This window comes from Xanthomonas sp. Leaf148, assembly GCF_001423585.1.
Classification (GTDB): domain Bacteria; phylum Pseudomonadota; class Gammaproteobacteria; order Xanthomonadales; family Xanthomonadaceae; genus Xanthomonas.
Genome location: NZ_LMOP01000009.1, coordinates 170,885 through 192,955, shown reverse-complemented (window position 1 = coordinate 192,955; position 22,071 = coordinate 170,885). Strand labels below are relative to the sequence as shown.

Below are 22,071 nucleotides of genomic sequence, written 5' to 3'. Positions count from 1 at the left end.
CCAAGGACTCGCCGCAAGTTATTTCGACTCAAGCACCGCATCGGGCATCATGGAGCGATGAAGATCTATCTCGTTGGCGGCGCAGTCCGCGATGCCTTGCTTGGCCAACCCGCCGGCGACCGCGACTGGGTGGTGGTTGGCGCCGACCAGGCGCAGATGCAGGCACAGGGTTTCAAACCGGTGGGCAAGGACTTCCCGGTGTTTCTGCATCCGCGCAGCGGCGAGGAATATGCATTGGCCCGCACCGAGCGCAAATCCGGGCGCGGCTACCGCGGGTTTGTGGTGGATGCCGATCCGTCGGTGACGCTGGAAGAAGACCTGCTGCGCCGCGACTTCACCATCAACGCGATGGCGCGCGACGAAGACACTGGCACATTGGTCGACCCGTACGGCGGCGCCCGCGATCTGCAAGCGCGCGTGCTGCGCCACGTAGGCCCGGCCTTTGTCGAAGACCCCGTGCGCGTCTTGCGCGCCGCGCGCTTCATGGCACGGCTGGCACCACTGGGGTTCAGCATCGCACCGGAGACTGCCGCACTGATGCGCGAGATGGCCGCCAGCGGCGAGCTGGACAGCCTGGTGCCCGAACGCGTGTGGCAGGAACTGCGTCGTGCGCTGACGTGCGCACAGCCCTCTGCGTTTTTGCGCACGTTGCACGACACCGATGCGCTGCGCGTCATCCTGCCGGAAATCGATGCGCTGTATGGCGTCCCTCAACGTGCCGAATTTCATCCGGAAGTGGATACTGGCATCCATCAAGAAATGGTCAGCGACATGGCTGCGCGGCTGGCACCTGGCGATGCGCTGATCGGCTTTGCCGCGTTGACCCACGACCTGGGCAAGGCGCTGACACCGCCGGACGAATGGCCGCGCCATGTGATGCACGAACAGCGCGGCGTTGCGCCGCTGCAGGCGCTGTGCGAACGGCTCAAGGTGCCGCAAGACTATCGCCAGCTCGCCGTCACCGCCTGCCGCGAGCACCTCAACGCGCATCGTCTGGCGGAACTGCGCGACCGCACAGTGCACGAGCTGCTGGTGCGCTGTGATGCATTTCGTCGGCCGGAACGTATCGCGCAACTGGCGCTGGTCTGCGAGGCCGACAAGCGCGGCAGGCTCGGCAGCGAGGACGCCGCATACCCGCAAGGCGCCGAACTCCAACGTCTGCATGCGGCCGCCCTGGCGATCAACGCACGCGACCTGGCCGCCGAAGGCTTGCAAGGCCCGCAAGTCGGCGAGGCCCTGACGAAGGCGCGCATTGCGGCGATTGCACAGGCGCGTGTATCTGGCCGAGGCGAATCCGCCAATCATGGCGGCTATTTTCAGACGTAAGTATCAGTTTTCAAACCTTCTCACGGATAGCATCGGAAAGCGGCAGCATCTGCACGCAATTACTCAAGGATCAATACATCTAGTATTCGTGCCGAAATTTCATGTTTGCCGCACCGTAAATGTCGCATCTCACTTCAAGACAAAGGATCTGCTCATGAGCGAAGAGACTGGGAACAATCTGGTGGACTATTGGCGTAATCATGCCGGCGATGACAATCCCGCCGGTCCGTTGTTCGTCAGCGGTGCCTATGCGGAGGCCGACATCGTGTGCGAGGCAGCCGCGGTCACCGAGCAGTGCGGTACGATTTGTACAGGGTCAGCCACCTTCCAGTGCTGTTGAGGCGGCATGGTCTCCGGCCAGCAAGGCGGTGACTTTGGCACGTCGCTGGATTGCCTGATTTCGTCACCCCTAGAGAAACTGGCAGTCCAGCTCACCCAGGTTGTCGCACTTCAACAGGTGGAACGCGAGGCCATCCTCACTGCAACGCGTCAAGCACTGTTGGCGGTACTCCACGGTAAACTTACCCGTCTGTTGTTGCTGGAACTGAATGCCGCCCGGGTGAATGCCCGACTCGATGGCGATAGCGCTGAAGAGCGTTGGACCGCATTCCAGCAACTGACTTGCAAGCCGGATTACTGGCAGTCATTGGCTCCGCATTATCCCGGGCTGGCAGAACGCGTCGATACTTTAGTTTCACATCGCTGCGCCGCAGCGCTCATGTTTGCGAACCGATGGTGCAACGACCGGCATCTGTTGCCGTCCCTACTGCATGCCACTTGCGGTTTGCTGCTAGAAGTCACTTTTGGAGCGGGCGACAGCCATTGCGGTGGGCAGAGCGTGGTGCTGGTACGTTGCACTGGTGGTCCCCTGGCCTACAAACCTAGGTCGGTCGCAATCGATTTGGCACTTGCACAATTTGTCCAAGCGCTAGGCGAGAAAATTGCAACCAACATGCACGTACCCCACGCCATCGACTGCGGTCACTACGGCTGGGTGGAATTCGTCACTCATCGGCAAGCAGACACACCTTCCGCGCAGCGGGATTTCTATCGCGCCAGCGGCCACTGGCTGGCGGTCATGCGGTTACTTGCAGGCACCGATCTGCACGCAGGCAACCTCATCGCACATGGGTCCGCACCGACCATCATCGACTGCGAGACACTTTTTACACCGCGTCTGCCCGCCCCTGCGTCAGGTCTTGGCGAAGCGGCGGATCGTGTTGCCGCCACCATCGCAGGCACCGCTGCCAACATCGGGATGCTGCCTAGCCGCGCCACCGGGCTTGGATGGCGTGGTGCGGATCATTCTGCACTGGGCTCAATACCCGGCCAACAGCCAGAGATAGCTCGACCTGAAATGATCGATGCAGGCACGGACAAGGCACGCATCGGGCTTGGCGAGACACGCGGAACGCTTGAGACACAGAATCTCCCGAATGCGCGCCCTGAGCTTGCACGCTATTGGCCGGACGTGTTGGCCGGCTTTGGTGAAATGACGCAGCTACTTCAAGAAATGGATGCCCGTGCTGCATTAGGACCGCATTTGGAAGGATTCGCGGGCTGCGTCGTTCGCTTCGTCGCGCGGCCGACCGAAACCTATGCAGAAATCGGCCGCATGCTTTGGCATCCAGTGTCGCTGCATAATCCCGAACAGGCACGCCAGCGTGCCTACTCATTGATGCTGCGCATGGCCGACAATATGGGATCTGTGCCCAAGGATTCAGATGTCCTCAACGCCGAGATCGACGATCTGCTAAGCGGTGACATCCCCTACTTCTCCGCGACTACCGACGATGGCTGCCTAGCAGGCCCAGGAAATACCCGCTGGAAGATCGCTGATAACCTGATCGCCAACGCACTGGCCGATTGGCGCAATGCCGACATCGCACTTGAGCGTGAAGTGATCCAGGCGTCGCTCATCAGTGCATTCGTCAACGATGGCTGGATGCCGGAAGACCGCTCGTTACTGCCCGCGGTACCTAAACAGGATGACGCCGAGCAAAGGCGGCGGCAGCAACTCTGCGTGCTCATGCGTCAGCTGGTCGGGAATGCGGTCATCGGCAAGGACGGCAGCATTGCGTGGCTGGCACCGGTACTGGCAGCCAACGGCTGGTCGGTGCAGCCGCTCGGACCAGACGTTTACAACGGTATTGCCGGCATGGCGATGTTGCTCGCGGCCTACCGCAGGGAATCTGCCGAAGGCCGTGCCGATCCGGTCGATGGCATCGAGCAGTGCCTGCAAGCGTGCATCACCACGATGATTATGGGTGATGCAAAACGGAGCCGGCTCATGCGCGATGGAATCCGCTTCCGCCCACTGCCGCCTGGCGGGTACATCGGACTGGGGTCGCAGCTTTGGGCATATCTAGTGCTTGCGGATTTCGGTATCGAAGCGGCCCTGGACCATGCGATAGCGCTTGCGCAGGAGCTTCCGGATGCAGCACAGGCCGACCAGGTCTTCGATATCCTGACCGGCTGCGCCGGTGCGATCGTTCCAATGCTTGCGTTGGCCAGACATACTCAAGACCAGCGTCATCTTGAAACGGCCGTAATGCTCGGCAACCGAATATGCGAAGCGGGAACGCGCGATGGTGAAGCCATGCACTGGGTCCACACCCGTTGGCCCGAAGGTGTCGGCGGCTTCGCCCATGGTGTAACAGGAATCGGCTGGGCGCTGACCAAGCTTGCACAAGCCACCGGGTGCCAGCTGCATACCGAATGCGCGCAGGCAGCGTTCGCCTTCGAGGATGGCCTCTACGACCATGCGCATCGTAACTGGCGCGATCTACGCATGCTGGCTGGAAATCCAACCGCCGCTGCGTGGTGTCACGGTGCGGTAGGAATCGGCCTTGCACACGCAGACCTTGATCCACAGTTGACACATACGCGGACCCGCGAAGTCCTGCGCATCGCCACTGACGCAACACGCCGCCAAGGGCTGGGATGGAATCACTGCGCCTGCCACGGTGATCTTGGCGCATGGGAATTGTTCGATACAGCCGCGCGTCTGCAACCGGCGAAACACCGTGAAATGGCGACCGAATTACTGGGCAGCGTGCTGACCAGTATTGAAGAACATGGCGCATGCTGCGGACTACTGCGCGACACCCTATCCCCCGGCTTGATGCCTGGCCTGGGTGGAATCGCCTATCAGTTGCTCAGGGCGCATCCGCAGCATCGCGTGCCATCGATTCTGCTACAGGGAGGACTGGGGATTTAACGTCTATGGCACACGAACCCGGACAGATTCAGAGCCCCTACTGGCGTATCGCAGATGACGCTTCCTCCCAGGACTTGGGAGCGATCCTAGTGCGACTCACCAGAGCGATCCGACCCGTCGTTGGTATCGCTCGCCAAGCTGCGCCAACTGCCATGCGTCTGCTTGTCGCCAGCCAGCTGTTGTCGGCAGCAGCTTCGGTATGGGGATTGCTACTGCTCAGACAGGTGTTGACGGTACTGCTCTCTGGCGTTTCTGCAGCAGATTGGGGGGCGCAGCTCCTGCCTGTCGGTGCCTTATTGCTGCTCGCGCATTTGCTAAAAGTCGGTGCACACGCCGCCAGTCTGTCCGCACAAGCGCAGTTGGTGCCCAAGGTACGGCACCTGGCTGACGACCAGATTCTGGCTGCAAGCCTATCTATTGATCTGGCCGCATTCGACGATCCTCATTTTTTCGATCGTATGCAACGCGCGCGCGACCGCGGCGCGCTGCATATCGAGCGTGTGACCGTCTGCTTGTCGGAAGCGTTGTCGGCGCTACTGTCGGTTGTCGCCGCCTCGCTCGCCTTGCTGTGGCTGCATCCGCTGCTGCTTCTCGCCATGTCGATGGCCTTCATCCCGGAGGGATGGGCCGCGCTTGCCGCGGCAAGGCTGCACTATTCAGGAATGGACAAGACGATCGCGCTGACCAGGCATGCGCGGATGATCTCCGAGCTTGCCACATCGCGCGATGCAGCGGCGGAGATTCGCGCATGCCAGGCACAGGGCTATGTCCTCGATCAACATCGGCGCAGTGCGATTCCGTTACAAGAGCATTTGACTACCCAGGCAACCCTGGAAGCACGAACGCTATTGCGGGGCCGCCTGCTATCGGCAGTTGGATTGCTACTCACCTTCGGTTGCCTCGCCGCGATGCTGCATGCTGGCTGGTTGAATCTGGCGTTAGCCGGCACTGCCGTCGTCGCCATCCAGGTCACAACCAGTGCATTCGCTCAGTGCCTGCGCATGCTGCACGAGATCTCGGAACGCGCGCTCTATGTAGACGATTATCACGAATTTCTTGCATTGGCGATGGCAAACCACACCATTGGTGGCAGCGTGATGCCCGCCCTACAACCGAATGAGATCGTGCTGGAGGATGTCGGATTCCGCTATCCTGGGATGAGTGAACGTGTTGCACTGAACGACATCTCGTTGTGTATTCAAGCAGGACAGACGGTTGCATTGGTTGGCGAAAATGGCTCCGGAAAAACTACTCTGGCCAAGTTGATCGCAGGACTCTATAGACCAACCAGCGGCACGATCCGCTGGGATGGCTTCGAACTCCACCAACTTCAGATAGATGCGTTACGCGAACGGGTAAGTATCGTCCCGCAGCATCCACTGCGCTGGCCAGGCACCGTTCGCGAAAACGTCCGCCTAGGCCAGCCTTCACGTCACGACCCCATGGATGAAGACCTGCATCGGGCAGCCGCACGCGCTCAAGCGATTGACGTGATAGGGGAATTGCCCGGCGGCTGGAACTGCCTTTTGTCGCGCGAGTTCATTGGTGGCCATGATCTATCAAGTGGTCAATGGCAGCGACTTGCAGTAGCGCGCGGCATTTTTCGCGATGCGCCCCTGGTGATCTGGGACGAACCCACTGCACCTCTTGATGCAAAGGCCGAACATGTCGTCTTTCAGTCTTTGCGCGAACTTGGCCGCGGGCGCACTGTGGTGCTTATTACCCATCGTCTGGCCAGCGTGCGTGAAGCGGACCGGATCTTCTTCCTGAAAGAAGGCCAATTAATCGAGCAGGGCACTCACACGGAACTGATGCACTACGGCCGCGCCTATGCAGAGCTCTATCGTCTGCAGACACAACATAACGGCACCAATGGCTGAAAGCGCCGACACCGAACGAAGCGGCGGCGCTCCAGCAGCCGCTCCGGCGGTAACGCTTACATCTTGAAATTCAGGCTCAGCATGAAGGAGCGGCCGTTTTTGTAGATGTAGTACGGCTGGTTCTTGTTGCCGATGTAGCTGAAGTAGGTTTCGTCCAGCAGGTTGGTGGCTTCCAGCGCCACGCGCAGCCGCTCGGTGGCCTGATAGCCGAACGATGCATCCACCTGAGTGAACGCATCGGTCATCTGCTGGCCATTGAGGCGACCGATCTGGGTGAAGTACTCCGAGCGCCAGCCCAGATTGACGCGCGCACTCCACTTGCCCTGCTCGTAGTACGGGCTGATGTTGTAGGCGTTGCGTGAGTTGTACGGCAGGCTGTAATCGCCGTCGGTGTTGGAATCGGAGTACGTGTAGTTGGCGACCAGACCGAAACCGTTGCCGAAGTTGTGCTGCAGATTGAGCGCCACGCCCTGCACCTTGGCGTCACCGGCGTTGGTCGGCACCGAGGTCTGATACGTACCCGACCCACCGGTGGCGTTATTGAAAAACACGCGGTCCTGCACCGTGGTCAGGATGTAGTTGGAGATATCGCGCGAGAAGAACTCGCCGCTGAGCAGGCTGCTGTCGGAGAAGTACCACTCCACCGACGCACCGAGATTGGTCGACTCGTAAGGACTCAACCCGGGGTTGCCGGTGGACGCGGTCAACGTGGTGTCATCGGTGGCAACGTACGGCGTCATGTTGGTGTAGCGCGGCCGCGCGATGACCTTGGAAGCGGCAAAGCGCAGCATCAAATCATCGCGCAGGTCGTAGGCGATATTGAAAGCCGGCAACCACTTGCCGTAACTGCTGAGAAAGTTCACCGGCGTGTAGCTGCCGCCCGGCGCATAGCTGAAACCATCGGTGGAATCGCGCGTATGCACGTAGCGCACGCCGATGTTGCCGCGATAGCGCTCGCCGGAGAAGTTGGCCTGCAGGAACCAGGCGCGATTCTGTTCTTCGATGCTGTAGTTGCCGGCGTAGCTGATCGGCAAGCCGTCATCGCCCTCCAGGCCACCGATGTACCGACCGATGGCACCGCGATTGATGGTGGACCAGCGCTGCATGTCGGCGCTGGTCGACAGTCCGTCCAGATAGCCGGACGGCGTGGTGCCCGGCGAGAAATCCGCCAGTGTGCTGCCGTCGTTCGGGTTCCAGGTGCGGCTGTACGACGATTGCCCGGTAGCGTGATTAGTGAGCTTGATGCCGGTCATGATCTGCGTAAACGGGCCCCACTCCACCGCATGGTCGAAGTCCAGCTGCAGGTAACGCTCTTTGTCGTACTGCGGGCTATGGCTGGCCGAGGCGTTATTGAGCTGCATCGCCGCTGCGTTGGTGGGGTCGGTGCTGTAGTCCATCGCGGTGCGGCGACCGTCGATGTTGTAGCTGTAGCCGGCAAGATTGCGGAACTGGATGCCGTAGATGCGCTCGGCACCGCCTTGCGAGCTGGTGTAGCCAACCTGGCTCGATGCATTCCAGCCATCGCCATGCCAGTCGGCACGCAAGTGGATGCTGCCGGTGGTGACGTCGCTGTTGCGCAGATAACCGTCGAGGAACGTGGTGGACTGATCGCCAAACGTGCCCGAGGTGGCTACGCCGTTTTCAAAGCCCAGTGCTTGCGCGTCGCCAGGATTGGAGCCCCAGTAGCCGTAACGGCTTTGATTATAGTTGTCGAAACTTTCCTTGACGTACAGACCGGTCAGGTTGAGCTCGAAGTCGGCGTCGGGTTTCCACTGCAGCGCTGCACTGATGCCATCGCGTTTGCGCGTCTGCTGAAACAACGCAGTGTTGATCGAGGTGGGGAACACGCCGGTGTTGTTGCCAACCACTGCAGGCGGAAACGCCGCGCCGGCCACGTTGTCGTAACCGAAGATTTCCACACCATCGCGGCGCAGCACGCGCTGGGAATGCATCACCGAGGTGAGCACACCCAGGGTTTCATCCTGGTTCTTCCAGCTGTACAGCGCCGAAGCGTTGGGCTTGCCTTCCTCGGACCGGTCGTTGTAACCGTAGCTCACCGTGCCGGTCAACGTATTGCGCTCCAGATCCAGCGGTTTGCGCGTATGTACGATCACCGTGCCGCCAATGGACCCTTCGTCGATACGCGCTTCCGGCGTCTTATAGACCTCCATCAGCCCCACGACTTCTGGCGCGAGCGTGCTGTAGTTGAACGAGCGGCTGTCCGGGTCGTTGGGGTCGCCACCCCAGCTTGTCGATGCGATGGTCTGGCCATTGAGCAGCACGCGATTAAGTGCCGGGTCGGTACCAAGGATGCTGACCTTTTCGCCTTCGCCGAACTGGCGGTCGACGGTGATGCCGGACAACCGCGACAGCGATTCGGCGACGTTGGTGTCCGGGAACTTGCCGATGTCTTCGGCGCTGATCGCATCGACGATCGCATCGGCATTGCGCTTGACGTTGAGCGCCTTGCCCAGGCTGGCCTGGTAGCCCACCACCTTGATTTCGTCCAGGGTGGAGACCGACGGGTTGGCTGGCGCCTGTTCCTGCGATGGCGCAGCGACGGGCTGTTGTTGTGCGGGCGCAGGTTCGGATTTTTGCTGCGCGAAAGCGGGAAGCGCCAGTACGCCACTCATTGCGGCCCCACCAATCAGCAAGCCGCGCACCGCCGCGCTCAATCGCGCGCGTTGCTGCCAATGCCTGGCTGCAGCAGCACTCAAGGAAGCGCTACGTGACTGCGCTGAATTGGCTTCAACAGCCGTCGTAAAGCGCGATTTAGAAGGGGCCTGCGATGCTGCGCAGAGATGATGGCGCACGTCGATTGACTGCGCGGCGGGTTGGCTTGTTGCGGAAACAGACAACGGGAACAGACGGGGAAACAGCATTACATTGACCTCGTGGCGGATACGTCAGGTCGCAACCGATGGGTTGCACTAAAGCGCGCTGCGCGCGCCATGCTGCGGTCCGTCCCCTGTGCCGGATCGCGAGCGGCGATCCGCGCGGCTCGATACAGCGCACGGATCGAAAGGCCAGGCCGATGCACGGCTGGCCACAGTGATGTGATCGAGTGAAACAGGCTCCTGTTCGCTGACAACGTTATCAACGAAGGTGCCTTCCGCAAGTTGCACTGTCAACCCGACATCAGAATTACCGGGTTTTGTGCGGAATGCGCTATTTCTGCTGCCGATTACGGAATGACAGCGTGATCGCTATCGCAGTCTGGGCATCAACCGATGCAGACCAATGCGCCCGCGAGCCGACGCTAAAAGGCTGCGCAACGAAATGATGCAATGCAGAGTGCTGCGTTGGTGCAGTTGAACTAAGCGCATCGTTACTGATGCAACGCACGTGATCTCTGCTCGCGCGCAGGCACGGTGTTGCGCGATGGGAAGAGCGATCTCTGCGACATGACGACACGCCCACTCCAATACGGCATCGGCCTCGTTAGCCGCACTGTGGCCAGAAGGTGTCATCCCAGCCCGCACGCCATACTTCGTATAGAGCATAGCAACGCGATCAAAAACGACGCGTTGCGTGTCTCACTCAAGCTCTACGCATCGCTGGGTGCGCAACCACTGCGCCGCCGCGTCGATGGCATCGTCCTGCAGCGCAAGCACGACATCCGGATGCAGTGCGCCGTCCAGTTGCCGTGCATTGCGGTCTTGCGTGGCACTGCTGGCAATGGCAAGCACGCCACCGCCGGGCAGATCAACCGCGCGATTGCTGGTGGTCTGCCCCGCACTCGGCTGGCCGAAACTGCGCGTTGCCGGGCGGCCACGCATCGCGATGGCGACCATCTCGCCCGAGCTTGCCGTGTGTGGCCCGATCAGGACGGCCACCGCGCGCTCGGTTTGCGACGCATGCGCACCGGCAGCCGGCCTCGCATGCCAGGGTGTCTGCCTGCCCGTTGAGTCGACGAAGTACCCGAGTAACTCGTCACCCAGCAACGGTTGCAGCCCGTTGACCATCGGCCACATCGTGCCGCCGGTGTTCTGTCGCAGATCCACGATCCATCCGCAGCGCGCCTGCGATGCCTTGCTATCCAGCGCGGCGGCAAGGGCGCGTTGATAGGCGCCCCTGACATCACTGGACGAGGTCATCAGGCCGGTCACCTCGACATAGCCCACATCCGGCTGCAGCAAGCGTGCCTGCACTGCGGGTCGCTCGGCGGCGCGCGCCTCCATCTGGCGCAGCGCGGTGGGGCGTATCAGGAAGCTGTGGCCGTCAGCGAGCTCGGCGATCAGCGCGTCAATGGCGGCATACGCGTCAGATTCGCGCATGCTTGCGGCCTGTGCGCGCAGCTGTGGCTCGCGGGTGGCCCAGTCAATCCGGGTGCGCTGTAATGCGTGGTCACGGATGGCCGGGATGGCGATATCGAAAATCGCAGACGCCGATGCGGCATCAACGGTGGCTTGCGCCATCAGCCGCAAGCCGGTCACCTCCACAGCACCATCCCCTCGTAGCACCACGCCGACTGCCAATCGACTTGCTTCAGAGGGAATCTGCATCGCAATGCGACGGCGTGCCTGAGCACTGCCACTCACCCGATCAGCCTGCGAGGTTTCAAATGCCAGGACCTTGCCCTGCGCATCGACTGCGCGCATCCACAGGTTTGCACCCTGCATCGCTCGGGAGGCGTGGAGACGGCCGTCCAGCGCCAGTGACTGACCACGCAGCGGGACGGCATCGAGTTGCACAGCGACTGCACCAAACGCAGCCGTGCGCTTGGCGCCAGCAGTCAGACGCAGCCGTGCACCCTCGGGCGTCTGCTCATCACCGTGGGCCGCATCAAGCTGATAATCCGCCCCGCCGGCGACCAGTTGCCAACTGGCTGCGGCTGCAGTTGCGTGCGCGACGCAAAGTAGACAGGCCGCCAACCACCACCGCTTCCATGCGTTTCTCATCGGCAACACCGTAGTCCCTGAGTCAGCCGCGAGTCTAGCAGCGGCCCCTTGCCCGCTCACACCGCACTGCCACGTCCGCATCGGCGACGATGACGCATCTGCTGCGCCGCCAAAGGCGGAGCTACAACCAGACGTTCCGGACTGGCGGCATGGAAGGGATCACCTAACTGTCACGAGAGCGACTGGTCCACGCAATGCTTGCGACATGCATGCCGCCACAAACCTCGGCATTGCACACGGATACGCGACACGTCGCGGCCATCTGCGATCCCATCGGCCGCACTTACCTCATAGCACGCCGCACCAAATGTGCTGACGCCCTCAGTCGCGCTGCCCGCCAACCCAGGTGCCCAGCACCCGCACATCCGCATCCACCAGCACCAGGTCGGCCTGGTAGCCGGGTGCGATGCGTCCCAGGCGGTCGCCCAGGCCGATGCATTGCGCGGGATAGGTCGAGGCCATGCGTGCGGCTTCGGCCAGATCCACGCCCAGCCACTGCACGCTGTTGCGCACCGCGGTGGCCATGTCCAGGGCGGAGCCGGCGAGTGCGCCGTCGGCGTTGCGTACCACGCCGTCCACGGCGGTGATGGTTTCGCCGTACAGATCGAAGCTGGGGCTGTCGGCGCCGACCATCGGCATGGCGTCGGTGACCAGCAGCACCTTGCCACGCGGTTTGGCTGCCAGCACCACGCGCAGGCTGGCCGGGTGCACGTGCACGCCATCGACGATGACGCCGCACCACACCTGCGGGTCTTCCAGTGCGGCACCGACGGCGTTGGGCTCGCGCCCGGCCAGTTGCGACATGGCGTTGTAGACGTGCGTAAAGCCGCTCACGCCAGCGGCAATGCCATCGCGCGCCTGCTCGTAAGTGGCCGCAGTGTGGCCGGCGAATACGATCGCCCCTCCGGCCACGAATGCGCGGATGTCATCCAGCGGCACGCGCTCGGGCGCGAGCGTGATCAGGGTGACGCCATTGTCCAGCGAGGTGTCGACGGCGATTTCGTGCGCGTCCGGCAGACGAAATTTGTGCGCATCGTGGGTGCCCTTGCGCGCGGGGCTCAGGTACGGGCCTTCCAGATGGATGCCGAGCACGCCGGGCACGCCTTGTGCGATGGCCGCACGGGTGGCGTCGATCGCTTCGGCCATCACCTGCGCGGTATCGCTGATCAGCGTCGGCAGCATGCCGGTGGTGCCGAAGCGGCGATGCGCTGCGGCAATCTTGGCCAGTGCCTGCGGGTCGCGTGCGTTGTTGAACAACACCCCGCCGCCACCATTGACCTGGATGTCGATGAAGCCCGGCAACAAGGTGGCGCCGCCCAACTCCACGCGCGTGTGCGCCTGTGCAACGCGCACGTCGTCGGCCGGCACGACCGCCTGGATCTGCGCACCATCCAGCAGCACGACCAGGCCCTCTTGCAGGCCGTCATCGGTAAGTACGCGTGCGTTGCACAATGCCTGAGTGCGGGAAGCATCCATGTTCAAACGGTTTCCGTAACCTTGTTCAAATGCGGCGGTAAATCAGGATTGTGGCCACGCTGCAGCGCCAGCGCATTGATGGCGCGATAGAAGCTCTGCACGGTCAGCAGCGGCGCGCACGCCGGATGCGCGGCATCGGCAAGCGGCAGATCGCCATCGGGCGCAGCCAGCCACACCTGCGCGCCACGCGCACGGAATTCTTCGGCCAGTGCACGCGTACCGGCACCGGTTTCGTCGGGCTGCGCAAAGACCAGCACCGGAAAGCCCGGGCCGACCAAGGCCATCGGCCCGTGTTTGACCTCGGCCGAGCTATAGGCTTCGGCATGCAGGCCGCAGGTTTCCTTGAACTTCAATGCCGCTTCCTGTGCCGCGCCCAGACCCAGGCCGCGGCCGAGCACGAACAGATTATGCGCGGGCGTCAAACCGGTAGTCAGTGCAGACCAATCGGCCTGCCAGGCGCTGCGCAGTTGTTGCGGCAACGCGTCCACTGCGGCGAGCAAGGCCGGGTCGTTCTTCCACACTGCGCCCAGGTGCAGCACCGCAGCGAGCGAGGCGAGGTAGCTCTTGGTGGCGGCGACACTTTTTTCCGGGCCGGCGCCGAGCGGAATCACCACATCGGCCAGCTGCGCCAGCGGCGAATCTTCCACATTGACCAGAGCGACCACGCGCGCACCGGCGGCCTTGGCAGCTTCGGCATTGCGCAGCAGGTCGGGGCTTTTCCCCGATTGCGAAATCACGATATACAGCGCGCCACGCAGTTGCAGCGGCGCGGCATACACCGAGCCCACCGATGGCGATGCCGAGGCAGTGACGATGCCCAGCTGCGTCTCGAACAGGTACTTGGCATATGTCGCGGCGTGATCGGAGCTACCGCGCGCGCAGGTCACCACGAACGGCGGCGGGTTGTCGCGCAACGACTGCGCAAGCGCAGCGATGGTGTCGGCGTTACGCGCGAACTGTGCGGCGACCACGTCGGCGGTTTGCGCCGCCTCGCGGAACATCAAGGTGTCGGTTTCCTGGGGGAGAGTCATCGGTACTCAGGCGGATTCGGGGGGAAGGGATTTGGCGGCCGGTGTCTGCGCCGGTGCGGTGGAACCGCGCACCACCAGCTGTGGCACGAAGCCGCGGTTCTGCAATTGCGCCGGCTGGTCGTCGTAGGCATCGCTGCGCAGCTGGCTGATCAACAAGCGTGCGGCGTGCCGCGCGATGTCTTCGGTGGCCTGCTTTGCGGTGGTCAACGCCGGCCAGGACTGCCGAGAGAACGGGCTGTCTTCGAAGCCGGCGATCGACAACTGATACGGCACATTCATGCCGGTGGACTTGGCCGCGGCCAGCACGCCGGCGGCGATTTCGTCATTGCTGCCGAAGATCGCAGTCGGCGGCTCGCGCAGCGACAGCAACCGGCGCGCACCACGGAAGCCATCGTCGAAGGTGTAATCGCCGGGAATCACCAGGTGCTTGTCCAGCGGGATGCCGTAGTCCTTCAACGCCGCTTCGTAGCCGGCGTAGCGCTCGCCGCTGGAGCGATGCTGCGGGCCACCCCACAAAAAGCCGATGCGTTGATGACCAAGCTGGATCAGATGCTCGGTGATTTCATATGCGGCATCGCGGTCGTCGATATACACGCACGGGCCGTCGCCGGGATCTTCGGTGGACGCGATGATGCGCACGCTCTTGATGCCGCGCGCGGCCAGGCCGGCGAGCAGTTCGGGGCGCTCGGACATCGGCGCGGTCAACACCACACCGGCCAGACGCGAGCGCTGCACCCATTCGGCCAGTTCTTCGGCCAGCAACGGCGAAGTGGAATCGCAGGGATGGATCTGCAGGCCAAAGCCGGTTTCGCGGCAGGCGGCCAGCACGCCGTTCTGGATGCCGATGATGTGATACGGGTTGGGGTTGTCGTAGACCAGCCCGATCACGAACGGCGTGCCGCTACGCAGATTGCGTGCGGACGGATCGGGTTCGTAATCGAGATCAGCGATGGCGCGCAGCACGCGCGCACGCGTGGCCTGCATCACCGATGGCTCGTTGTTGATCACCCGCGACACGGTCTTCAACGAGACCTTGGCGCGCTCGGCGACGTCTTTGATAGTGGGCCTGCGCATGGAAGTGCCTTGTTCGTCGGAACGCATCATGCCGCGTCGCTCACTTAGCCTGGGCCGGCAGGCCCACGCGATGACCGCGCAGCGAATAAAACAGGATGTACAGATAGCACGGCACCATCAGCGCAGCGAACACGCCCTGGAAGTCGTAATGCTGCTTGAGAATGGCGAACAGCTGCGGAATGATCGCGCCGCCGGCAATGCCCATCACCAGCAGCGCCGAGCCGATCTCGGTAAAGCGGCCGAGCCCGCGAATGGCCAGCGGAAAGATCGCCGGCCACATCATGGCGTTGGCGAATCCGAGTGCAGCCACGAAGGCCACCGACACATAGCCATGGGTGAACAACGCACCCAGCGAGAACACCACACCCAGCACCGCCGAGATGCTCAGGTAACGCGCCTGCGAAATGACTGCCGGGATCAATACCAGGCCAGCGATGTAGCCCAGCAGCATCGCGCCCAGCGTGTAGGAGGTGAACAGCTTGGTGCTGTCCAGCGGCAGGTTGAAGCCATGCCCGTAGGTGCCGATGGCATCGCCGGCCATCACTTCCACGCCCACATAGACGAACAGGCACAGCACGCCCAGCCACAGATGCGGGAACTGGAAGATGCTGGATTTCTGCACGCCGGCAGCACCAGGCGTTGCGTTGGCTTCGGAGGCCTTGAGTTCCGGCAGCGGCGAGAACAGCACGCCGATGGCCAGCACCAACAGCACGCCGGACATCACCAGATACGGTGCGTGGATCTTGGCGGCAAACGCAGTGAGCAAGGTTTCCTTGGTCGCGGCATCGGCGCTGGCCACCTGTGCGGACAGATCGCCGATCCCGTGCAGCACCAGCGAGCCGATCAGGATCGGCGCCAGGATGCCGGCGATCTTGTTGCAGATGCCCATCAGCGCGATGCGGCGTGCGGCGCTTTCGATCGGCCCCAGGATGCTGATGTAGGGGTTGATCGCAGTCTGCAGCAAGGCCAGGCCGCTACCGATCACGAACAGCCCGCCCAATGCGCCCGGATACCAGCGCTGCGTGGCGAACTGGCCGAACGCGGCCGCGCCCACCGCCATTACCACCAGGCTCAAGGCCAGGCCTTTCTTCATACCGGTGCGCTTGAGAATCCACGACGACGGCAGCGCCAGAAAGAAGTACGACAGGTAGAACACCATCAGCACCAGGAACGCGTTGACCTCGTTGAGGTCGAACGCCAGCCGCACGAAGGTGATCAGCGGCCCGTTGATCCAGGTGAAAAAGCCGATGATGAAAAACAGCACGCCGACGATGGCGATCGAGACAACGGGATTTGCGGGCCTGGCGGTAGTCATGGATCGGCTGGCTCTGAGGTTGTCGTAAGGAATGCCGTTAGCGTCAGCGGCGCAGTTCGGCGACGAAGTCGTAGAAGTCGTTATGGCAATAGGTATCGGTCAATTCGATTGCGCTGCCGTCGCGGGTGTAGCCCACGCGCACCACGTGCAGAATCGCCTCGCCGGTTTTCATGCGCAGATGTTCGGCCAGACGCGCCGGCAGATTGATCGCGCGGAAGTACTGCAATGCGCGCACCACCGGTGTGCCCTGCGCATCCAGATAGCTGTAGAGCGAATCGCCCACCTGCTGCGGGTCGGCGACGATACGCTGCGGCAACACCGCGTGCTCGTAGGCCATGACGCGGTCGTCGGCGCTGCGCAGGCGCGTCAGCGAGGCCACCGCCGCATCCGGCGACAAGCCCAGCCGCAGGATTTCTTCGCCATGCGCCGGGCGCAGACGCCGCTCCAGCCAGCGCGTGCCGGGCTCATAGCCCTTGATGCGCAGCGTTTCGCTGAAACTGGTTAGACCACTGAGTTGGTGCTGGATCTGGGTGGTGACAAAGGTGCCGGCCCCCTGGCGACGCGAGACCAGGCCTTGTTCGACCAGCACATCGACCGCCTGCCGCAGGGTGACCCGCGAGATCTGCAGGCGCTCGCACAGCTGGCGCTCGGCCGGCAGCGCTTCGCCGGCCTTCCACTGACCGCCACGGATGGCATCGGTGAGCTTGCCGGCCAGCTGCAGATACAGCGGGGTTGGCGCGGACGCGTCCAGGTGCAGGTCGTCCAGTCGCTTGTCGGCGTCCGCCTTGGCCTTGACCATCGTTAGTCCCGCCCGCCCGAATTCGATAGGTCCAATATAGTACCAATCGACGGCGACGCACCAGCCCTGTGCTGTGTCGGCGCGAGTGGACTGGTCTGGCGGGCGTTGGGGTGGCCTGCCGGTGTATCTGCGGATTGGCCGATGAATGTCGGCGCAGCGAGGACTGGTCCGCATCGGACGGGGCGTCCTATCGGCAGCGGCCCTGGCAAGGCGCGGTGGCGACCGGCCGATCTGTGGCCGGGTAGATCAGACCAATTTCGTCGGTGCCGAGGTCAGTAGCCGAGCAGTTCCGTTGCGCAAGTCGAAGCATTGGGCCATGCCCAACTGCAGTAACCCGGCCCAACGGCAAAGGCGTCAGGCATCTGCGCTACAGCTGCCCCTGATCGACACGCACCAGCCAACGCTCCGGCGTCTGGACGAAGCCGAGCAGTTGCAGGCCCAACTGCAGCGCGGTGTCGTTGCCGGGCTCGACCTGAGTGCGCCACTGCCAGCGGCCATCGTGCTGCAGGCGCAGCTCGGCGCTGAGGTTGACGCCTTCGGGCAGGCCGCCATCGGGCGCCAGTGCCAGCACCACCGCATCGTCCACGCAGCGCGGGCTGCCACGCAGACGCAGCGGCAGCAGCCCGGCGGCTTCGCCACCGGCGTTAGGCAGCACTTGCGCGGCCACATCGCCGCCCGCTTGCGTGCAGCGTGTGGCGTCGAAAACCGCATGTACCTCGCGCAGGTCGATCGACAGGTCCAGCAAGGCCACCCCACCCGGCTTGCGCAGCAACAGGCGACCGTTGGCCTGCTGCACACCCTGCCGCACGCCTTGCAACGCCACCAGCTGCGCGGTGGCCGAGCGCAGCTGCACCTGGCGTTGCCCGCGCAACAAGGGCAGCGGACGCAGACGCACGCCGACATCGCCCACGTCCATGCTGGTCCAGGTCACGCCACGCAGGGTGCCATTCCAGATCGAGCCCTGCGCTTCCAGCGCGGCAAACGGCAGCGTGTCGATCGGCAGCACCCACCGCAGCGGTAAGGTGGCGATGACGCAGATGACCAGCAACACGCTGCCCAGCAGCAACCAACGCACTGCCCTCATAGCGCGATACCCGAGAACGTGCAGCGCACCTGCAGTTGCCCGTCGCGGCGGCTGATTTCAAGCGCCGAAGGCGTCAGACCGTGGCGTTGGCGCAGCTGTTCCAGCCAGGCGAACAAGACGGGGCTGGTGACGGTGTCGATCTGCAATGCGAGTGTTCCCGTAGGACTGCGCTGTTGGTGGGTGATGGTGATAGTCGCATCGCGCGCGCTTTGCGCAATGCGCGCCAGCGGAATGGCGGCCACGGTACTGCCGGCTTGCGCTGCACGCGCAATGAGCAGCGCCTCCGCAGCATGGTCATAGCGTGCCCGCGCGCTGCTGTGCCAATGCCGCAGCGGCACCAGTAGCGCATACCAGCCGATGAATGCAGAGATGGCGACCATCATGACCGACAGCATGAGGCGCTCGCGTGGTGCGCGGCTCTGCCACCACACCGGCATGCGTTGCAGCGTACTCATTGCGGCGGCTCCAGTTCCAATGCGGTGGCGAGTCTGTCGTCGCGGGGCTGGCCTGCGCCTGCGCGCACCTGCCAACCGGCGCGACTGAGCTGGACGGAGAAGTGCTCCAGTTGCGCGGCGTCGCTGTGCAGCAAGGTGACACGCAGCGGACCCTGTTGCTGGTAAGCGAGCGCGTCCAGTTCTGCGCCCGGCACTGCTTCGACTGCAGCGAACAGTGCGGCCAGTTGCGGTGCGAATGCGTTCTGCGAGGCGGCGGTTTGCCGGGCTGTGTCTGCGCCGGGCGTCATGACATTCTTACCCATCAACTGTGCGCTGCGCCGCTGCAGGAGCTGCGCGCCGATCTCGTATCGCAGGCTCTGCGCCACCAGCAGAAACACAGGCGACAGCACCAGCAGCGCAAGCAACCACGCAAGCGTGCGTGCGCTCAGCTGTGCACGCTGGCGCGTTGGCGCGGCGAAACTTTGCTGGCGCAGATTGATCGGCGCGGTGGCGGCATGCCGCGCAAACTGCGCGATGGCGTGCGTTGGGTCCGGATCCGGCGGCAGTGCCGGTGCGACCGGGAGTGTTGCGATCAGCACCTGCGCAAGCTGCGGCTCCAGGCTGCAGGCGATGCGTGTACCACGCACCACCAAGCGGCCATCCCAGTACAGCAGCGTCGGCGGCTGATCCGCCGTCGCGTCGGGCAGCAGCAGACAGTCTGGCACCACGGCATCGGGCACGAGGCCCAGGGCTGCTGCACGGTCTAGCCACTGCCGCATCACCGACGCATCCACTGCGGCGACCAAGCGCATGCCATCGCTCTCTGCATGGTCGGCGATCACCACATGCAGCGCCTGCACATCGCCCGCCAGATGCTCGGCCAGCTGCAGCCGCGCCGCAGCCAGCGACTGCGCGACGCTGCGCCCAGGCAAGGCCATCCAGCGCAGATGCACGTCCACGCCTGGCACCACCAGCACGGTCTGCGTTGTTTGCGCGGGGCGCTCATTCAACGCGTCCTGCGCCAGCACATGGCCGTGTGCATCTACGCGTACGGTGATGGGCTGCGTTGTGGCATCGGCCGGCAACAACACCAGGGTGCTACTCATTCGTCGGGGCTCCATTGGCGTGCCACCAACCGCACACGGCCGGCAGGGTCCTGTTGCAGCAATGCCTCCAGCAGAACCTGCGCACCGGCATGGTCCACCTGGCTGTAGAGGGAAAAATAGGACGTGCGTAATGCGATCTGCTGAAACACCGCGTCGGGCAATTGCGCCTGCATCAGTGCAGGTTGCTTCCAGAACGCCGCTGCATCGCGCCAACCGCCGACCGGCCGTGCGGCGATGATGCGGCGTGCCGCCGGCAACTCCACGGCGCCTTCGGTCAAGGCCACCAGCACCGGTGCATCTGCGGCGCGCAGCGTATTGATGTTGATCGGCGACAACCGCCCTTCGGGCAGTGCACACACATAGGGCTGCAGCTGCGCGACGAGCGCCGGCGTGTAACCGGCGATGGCGCGCAGCTCGCTGACGCCCGCCAACAAGGTCGCGCCAGTGCGCAGCGGCACCGGCGCTTGCAGATAGCGGTCGTCTTCCGCACCTTGCGCGCCCGGCTGTGTATCGCTATCGATCCAGTCCACTAGCGCATCGGTCAGCGCCTGTGACTGTTGCGGCGCGATGCCCAACGCTTCCAGCAAGGCCAGATACTGGTTAGCGCCATCGTCGCTGCGTTGCCATTGCTCGGGTGCACCCATCACCACGCTATTGAGGTTGAAGCAGCCGCCGCGATCGCGCAGCCGCACGCTCACCATCCCATCGTCCAACGGGAAGGTGATCGGCTGGTCGTTCCAGCCGCCCTCCAGCGTGGTGCGCAACGGGTCGCGACTGGCCAACGCCTGCAAGCGTTGCCGCGCGACGGTTTCGCTGCCCAGCGCATACCACTGCGCCTGCGTCATCGCCTCTGCGTTACCGCTGCGGCGCAGGCCAAAGCGCAGGTCGTTCAAGACCGCCACCATCAGCAGCGTCATCACCGCCACCAGCAACAACACCGTCAGTAACGCGACGCCGCGTTGTTGCGCAGGCGCCTGCAGCGTCTTCATGCGCGTCCCTCCGGCAGCAGGAACAGCTGACGCACGCGGCCCCATTGTTCCAGATCCAGTTCCAGCGACAGCGCATCCGGCAGTGCTTCCAGCCCGCCGCTCCAGCCATCGCTCCACTGCGCGCGGTAGTGAAACGCCACCTCGGCCGAGCGCACCCCGCGCAGCAGCACTTGCGGCGCCCCGGCCGCCGCGCCATCCAGCGCCGGCCGCGCACTGCGCTCCAGGCGTCCATCGACGATGCGGTATTCGACATATTGCAGCGACGCACGTGGCGCCTGATCCGGATTGCTCCAGCCACGCCGAACAAAGCCGAACAACGGCCCTTGCGTTCCGGGCGCACGCGCAACGAACGCAGTGCGCGCGGCGCTGCCATCGCTGTTGCGGGTGCGGCGTACCGCAGCCTGTTGCAGATCGCTGCGCAGCAGGCCATGGGCCAGTTGAAGATCGCGCACCTGCTGCAGGCGCGCACGCACCGCATCGCGCTGATCGATGCTTTGCCGCATCACCACCACTGCGGCGCTGGCCACCAGCGCGAAGACCGCCAGCGCCACCAGCAGTTCGATCAAGGTGAAGCCCTGCATGCGGCGCGTATGGCTCATTGCACACTCCGCAACGTGCTCAGGGTGGCGATCTGCTGCGCTTGCCCTGCGGCGCGCACGCGCACCTCGATACGCACCATGCCGGCACTTGCCGGCACCGCCTGGCGCTGCCAGTCCCAACCACGGCCACCCAGCGTCTCCTGGCCTTGCGCAGGCGCCACTGCGGCGTTGGCCGGCGCCAGCATCGCCTGGATCGCCTGGTTTTCTGCAACCAACGCAGCCAACATGCGTTCTTCCAGCACCACCGCGGTGCGCGTGCTCTCGCCCGACAGATTCAACAAGCCGACCACGGCCACGCCGAAGATGGCCAAGGCGACCATCAACTCAAGCAGCGAAAATCCGGCACAGGCGCGGTGGTTATCGATGCGGCGCATCGACCTGCACCACACCGGCGGCATCCACCGTCACCTGTACCTGTTGCTGCCCATCGGCCAGCGCGATGCGTTGCGGCGTGGCCGCACCGGTCGGGTCGAAGCGAACGCTCAGCTGAGTGCCGCCAGCCGGAAACTGCGCCTGCACGCCGGCCGGCCAGCGCGTTGCGGCGAACGGCGTCTCGTCCAGTGCCACCCAGCGCTGTTGCGCCTGACGACGGACTGCATAACCACCCGCATCGATGGTCACCTCGACCATGCGCAGGCTTAGTATCGCTTCGTCGCGGGCATTGGCCAGCGCGCTGGCCAGCATGTCCGCCTGATCGTGCAGACCCTGACGCGTGTCCGGCAAGGTCATCACCACCAGGGTGCTGGCAAGCGCAGTGATCACCAGTACCGCCAACAGCTCGAGCAGGGTGAAGCCGCGCATGCGTGCGCGCCCGCCGCGTAACGACGCGCGTTGCTC

General features: G+C 63.7%; 18 protein-coding genes. 4 read left to right on the top strand and 14 right to left on the bottom strand.

Going from position 1 to position 22,071, the window contains the following annotated elements; all coding sequences use genetic code 11:
* Positions 1-57: 57 nt before the first annotated feature.
* The 4 genes from ASF90_RS13115 to ASF90_RS13100 all read left to right on the top strand — a co-directional run bounded on the left by ASF90_RS13115 (position 58) and on the right by ASF90_RS13100 (position 6,426).
* Entirely contained in the window at positions 58-1,326 is a 1,269-nt protein-coding gene (locus ASF90_RS13115; RefSeq protein ID WP_055850735.1) for a multifunctional CCA addition/repair protein, read from the top strand.
* Positions 1,327-1,480: 154 nt separating this feature from the next.
* A complete protein-coding gene (locus ASF90_RS13110; protein ID WP_055850733.1) occupies positions 1,481-1,666 on the top strand; it encodes a DUF6229 family protein in 186 nt (61 codons plus the stop codon).
* 6 nt (positions 1,667-1,672) lie between these two features.
* A complete protein-coding gene (locus ASF90_RS13105) occupies positions 1,673-4,546 on the top strand; it encodes a type 2 lanthipeptide synthetase LanM family protein (protein WP_055850730.1) in 2,874 nt (957 codons plus the stop codon).
* Positions 4,547-4,698: 152 nt separating this feature from the next.
* Entirely contained in the window at positions 4,699-6,426 is a 1,728-nt protein-coding gene (locus tag ASF90_RS13100; RefSeq protein ID WP_201782831.1) for an ATP-binding cassette domain-containing protein, read from the top strand.
* A gap of 56 nt (positions 6,427-6,482) precedes the next feature.
* On the opposite strand, the gene ASF90_RS13095 is transcribed toward ASF90_RS13100, so the two are convergent.
* From ASF90_RS13095 to ASF90_RS13030, 14 genes are all read right to left on the bottom strand, one after another.
* Complete coding sequence (locus ASF90_RS13095) at positions 6,483-9,059, bottom strand: TonB-dependent receptor (protein WP_055851409.1); 2,577 nt, start codon at positions 9,057-9,059, stop codon at positions 6,483-6,485.
* A gap of 903 nt (positions 9,060-9,962) precedes the next feature.
* The gene (locus ASF90_RS13090) at positions 9,963-11,027 is read right to left on the bottom strand and encodes a S41 family peptidase (protein ID WP_236699269.1); all 1,065 of its coding nucleotides are present in this window, start codon (positions 11,025-11,027) and stop codon (positions 9,963-9,965) included.
* Positions 11,028-11,648: 621 nt separating this feature from the next.
* Complete coding sequence (gene nagA / locus ASF90_RS13085; RefSeq protein WP_055850725.1) at positions 11,649-12,803, bottom strand: N-acetylglucosamine-6-phosphate deacetylase; 1,155 nt, start codon at positions 12,801-12,803, stop codon at positions 11,649-11,651.
* A 2-nt stretch (positions 12,804-12,805) separates the two neighbouring features.
* Complete coding sequence (locus ASF90_RS13080) at positions 12,806-13,834, bottom strand: SIS domain-containing protein (RefSeq protein WP_055850722.1); 1,029 nt, start codon at positions 13,832-13,834, stop codon at positions 12,806-12,808.
* Between the two features lie 6 nt (positions 13,835-13,840).
* Entirely contained in the window at positions 13,841-14,908 is a 1,068-nt protein-coding gene (locus ASF90_RS13075; RefSeq protein ID WP_055851407.1) for a LacI family DNA-binding transcriptional regulator, read from the bottom strand.
* A gap of 40 nt (positions 14,909-14,948) precedes the next feature.
* Entirely contained in the window at positions 14,949-16,223 is a 1,275-nt protein-coding gene (locus ASF90_RS13070) for a sugar MFS transporter (protein WP_055850720.1), read from the bottom strand.
* 43 nt (positions 16,224-16,266) lie between these two features.
* A complete protein-coding gene (locus ASF90_RS13065) occupies positions 16,267-16,989 on the bottom strand; it encodes a GntR family transcriptional regulator (protein ID WP_181113212.1) in 723 nt (240 codons plus the stop codon).
* A gap of 400 nt (positions 16,990-17,389) precedes the next feature.
* Entirely contained in the window at positions 17,390-18,106 is a 717-nt protein-coding gene (gspN, locus tag ASF90_RS13060; RefSeq protein WP_055850717.1) for a type II secretion system protein N, read from the bottom strand.
* On the bottom strand, positions 18,103-18,561 hold the full coding sequence (gspM, locus tag ASF90_RS13055; protein ID WP_055850715.1) for a type II secretion system protein GspM: 459 nt from the start codon (positions 18,559-18,561) through the stop codon (positions 18,103-18,105). The genes gspN and gspM overlap by 4 nt, the downstream gene beginning before the upstream one ends.
* Positions 18,558-19,646 carry a type II secretion system protein GspL gene (gene gspL, locus ASF90_RS13050; protein WP_055850714.1) on the bottom strand — a complete coding sequence of 363 codons (1,089 nt, stop codon included), beginning with the start codon at positions 19,644-19,646 and terminating at the stop codon, positions 18,558-18,560. Before gspL ends, gspM begins: the two co-directional genes overlap by 4 nt.
* Entirely contained in the window at positions 19,643-20,635 is a 993-nt protein-coding gene (gene gspK / locus ASF90_RS13045) for a type II secretion system minor pseudopilin GspK (protein WP_055850711.1), read from the bottom strand. Before gspK ends, gspL begins: the two co-directional genes overlap by 4 nt.
* Positions 20,632-21,234, bottom strand: a complete 603-nt coding sequence (gene gspJ, locus ASF90_RS13040; RefSeq protein ID WP_055850709.1) for a type II secretion system minor pseudopilin GspJ — start codon at positions 21,232-21,234, stop codon at positions 20,632-20,634. Before gspJ ends, gspK begins: the two co-directional genes overlap by 4 nt.
* Positions 21,231-21,608: a type II secretion system minor pseudopilin GspI gene (gene gspI / locus ASF90_RS13035; RefSeq protein ID WP_055850707.1), complete on the bottom strand. Its 378-nt coding sequence runs from the start codon at positions 21,606-21,608 to the stop codon at positions 21,231-21,233. Before gspI ends, gspJ begins: the two co-directional genes overlap by 4 nt.
* Positions 21,592-22,035, bottom strand: a complete 444-nt coding sequence (locus tag ASF90_RS13030; RefSeq protein ID WP_055851404.1) for a GspH/FimT family pseudopilin — start codon at positions 22,033-22,035, stop codon at positions 21,592-21,594. The genes gspI and ASF90_RS13030 overlap by 17 nt, the downstream gene beginning before the upstream one ends.
* Positions 22,036-22,071: the final 36 nt, after the last annotated feature.

Coding starts and splice junctions, on each gene's coding strand:
- gspN (WP_055850717.1), bottom strand. CDS start 18,106: ATGAGGGCAGTGCGTTGGTTGCTGCTGGGCAGCGTGTTGCTGGTCATC.
- ASF90_RS13100 (WP_201782831.1), top strand. CDS start 4,699: ATGCGTCTGCTTGTCGCCAGCCAGCTGTTGTCGGCAGCAGCTTCGGTA.
- ASF90_RS13075 (WP_055851407.1), bottom strand. CDS start 14,908: ATGCGCAGGCCCACTATCAAAGACGTCGCCGAGCGCGCCAAGGTCTCG.
- ASF90_RS13095 (WP_055851409.1), bottom strand. CDS start 9,059: ATGAGTGGCGTACTGGCGCTTCCCGCTTTCGCGCAGCAAAAATCCGAA.
- ASF90_RS13115 (WP_055850735.1), top strand. CDS start 58: ATGAAGATCTATCTCGTTGGCGGCGCAGTCCGCGATGCCTTGCTTGGC.
- gspM (WP_055850715.1), bottom strand. CDS start 18,561: ATGAGTACGCTGCAACGCATGCCGGTGTGGTGGCAGAGCCGCGCACCA.
- ASF90_RS13110 (WP_055850733.1), top strand. CDS start 1,481: ATGAGCGAAGAGACTGGGAACAATCTGGTGGACTATTGGCGTAATCAT.
- ASF90_RS13070 (WP_055850720.1), bottom strand. CDS start 16,223: ATGACTACCGCCAGGCCCGCAAATCCCGTTGTCTCGATCGCCATCGTC.
- gspJ (WP_055850709.1), bottom strand. CDS start 21,234: ATGAGCCATACGCGCCGCATGCAGGGCTTCACCTTGATCGAACTGCTG.
- gspL (WP_055850714.1), bottom strand. CDS start 19,646: ATGAGTAGCACCCTGGTGTTGTTGCCGGCCGATGCCACAACGCAGCCC.
- gspI (WP_055850707.1), bottom strand. CDS start 21,608: ATGCGCCGCATCGATAACCACCGCGCCTGTGCCGGATTTTCGCTGCTT.
- ASF90_RS13030 (WP_055851404.1), bottom strand. CDS start 22,035: ATGCGCGGCTTCACCCTGCTCGAGCTGTTGGCGGTACTGGTGATCACT.
- ASF90_RS13105 (WP_055850730.1), top strand. CDS start 1,673: ATGGTCTCCGGCCAGCAAGGCGGTGACTTTGGCACGTCGCTGGATTGC.
- gspK (WP_055850711.1), bottom strand. CDS start 20,635: ATGAAGACGCTGCAGGCGCCTGCGCAACAACGCGGCGTCGCGTTACTG.
- nagA (WP_055850725.1), bottom strand. CDS start 12,803: ATGGATGCTTCCCGCACTCAGGCATTGTGCAACGCACGCGTACTTACC.
- ASF90_RS13080 (WP_055850722.1), bottom strand. CDS start 13,834: ATGACTCTCCCCCAGGAAACCGACACCTTGATGTTCCGCGAGGCGGCG.
- ASF90_RS13090 (WP_236699269.1), bottom strand. CDS start 11,027: ATGCGCGCAGTCGATGCGCAGGGCAAGGTCCTGGCATTTGAAACCTCG.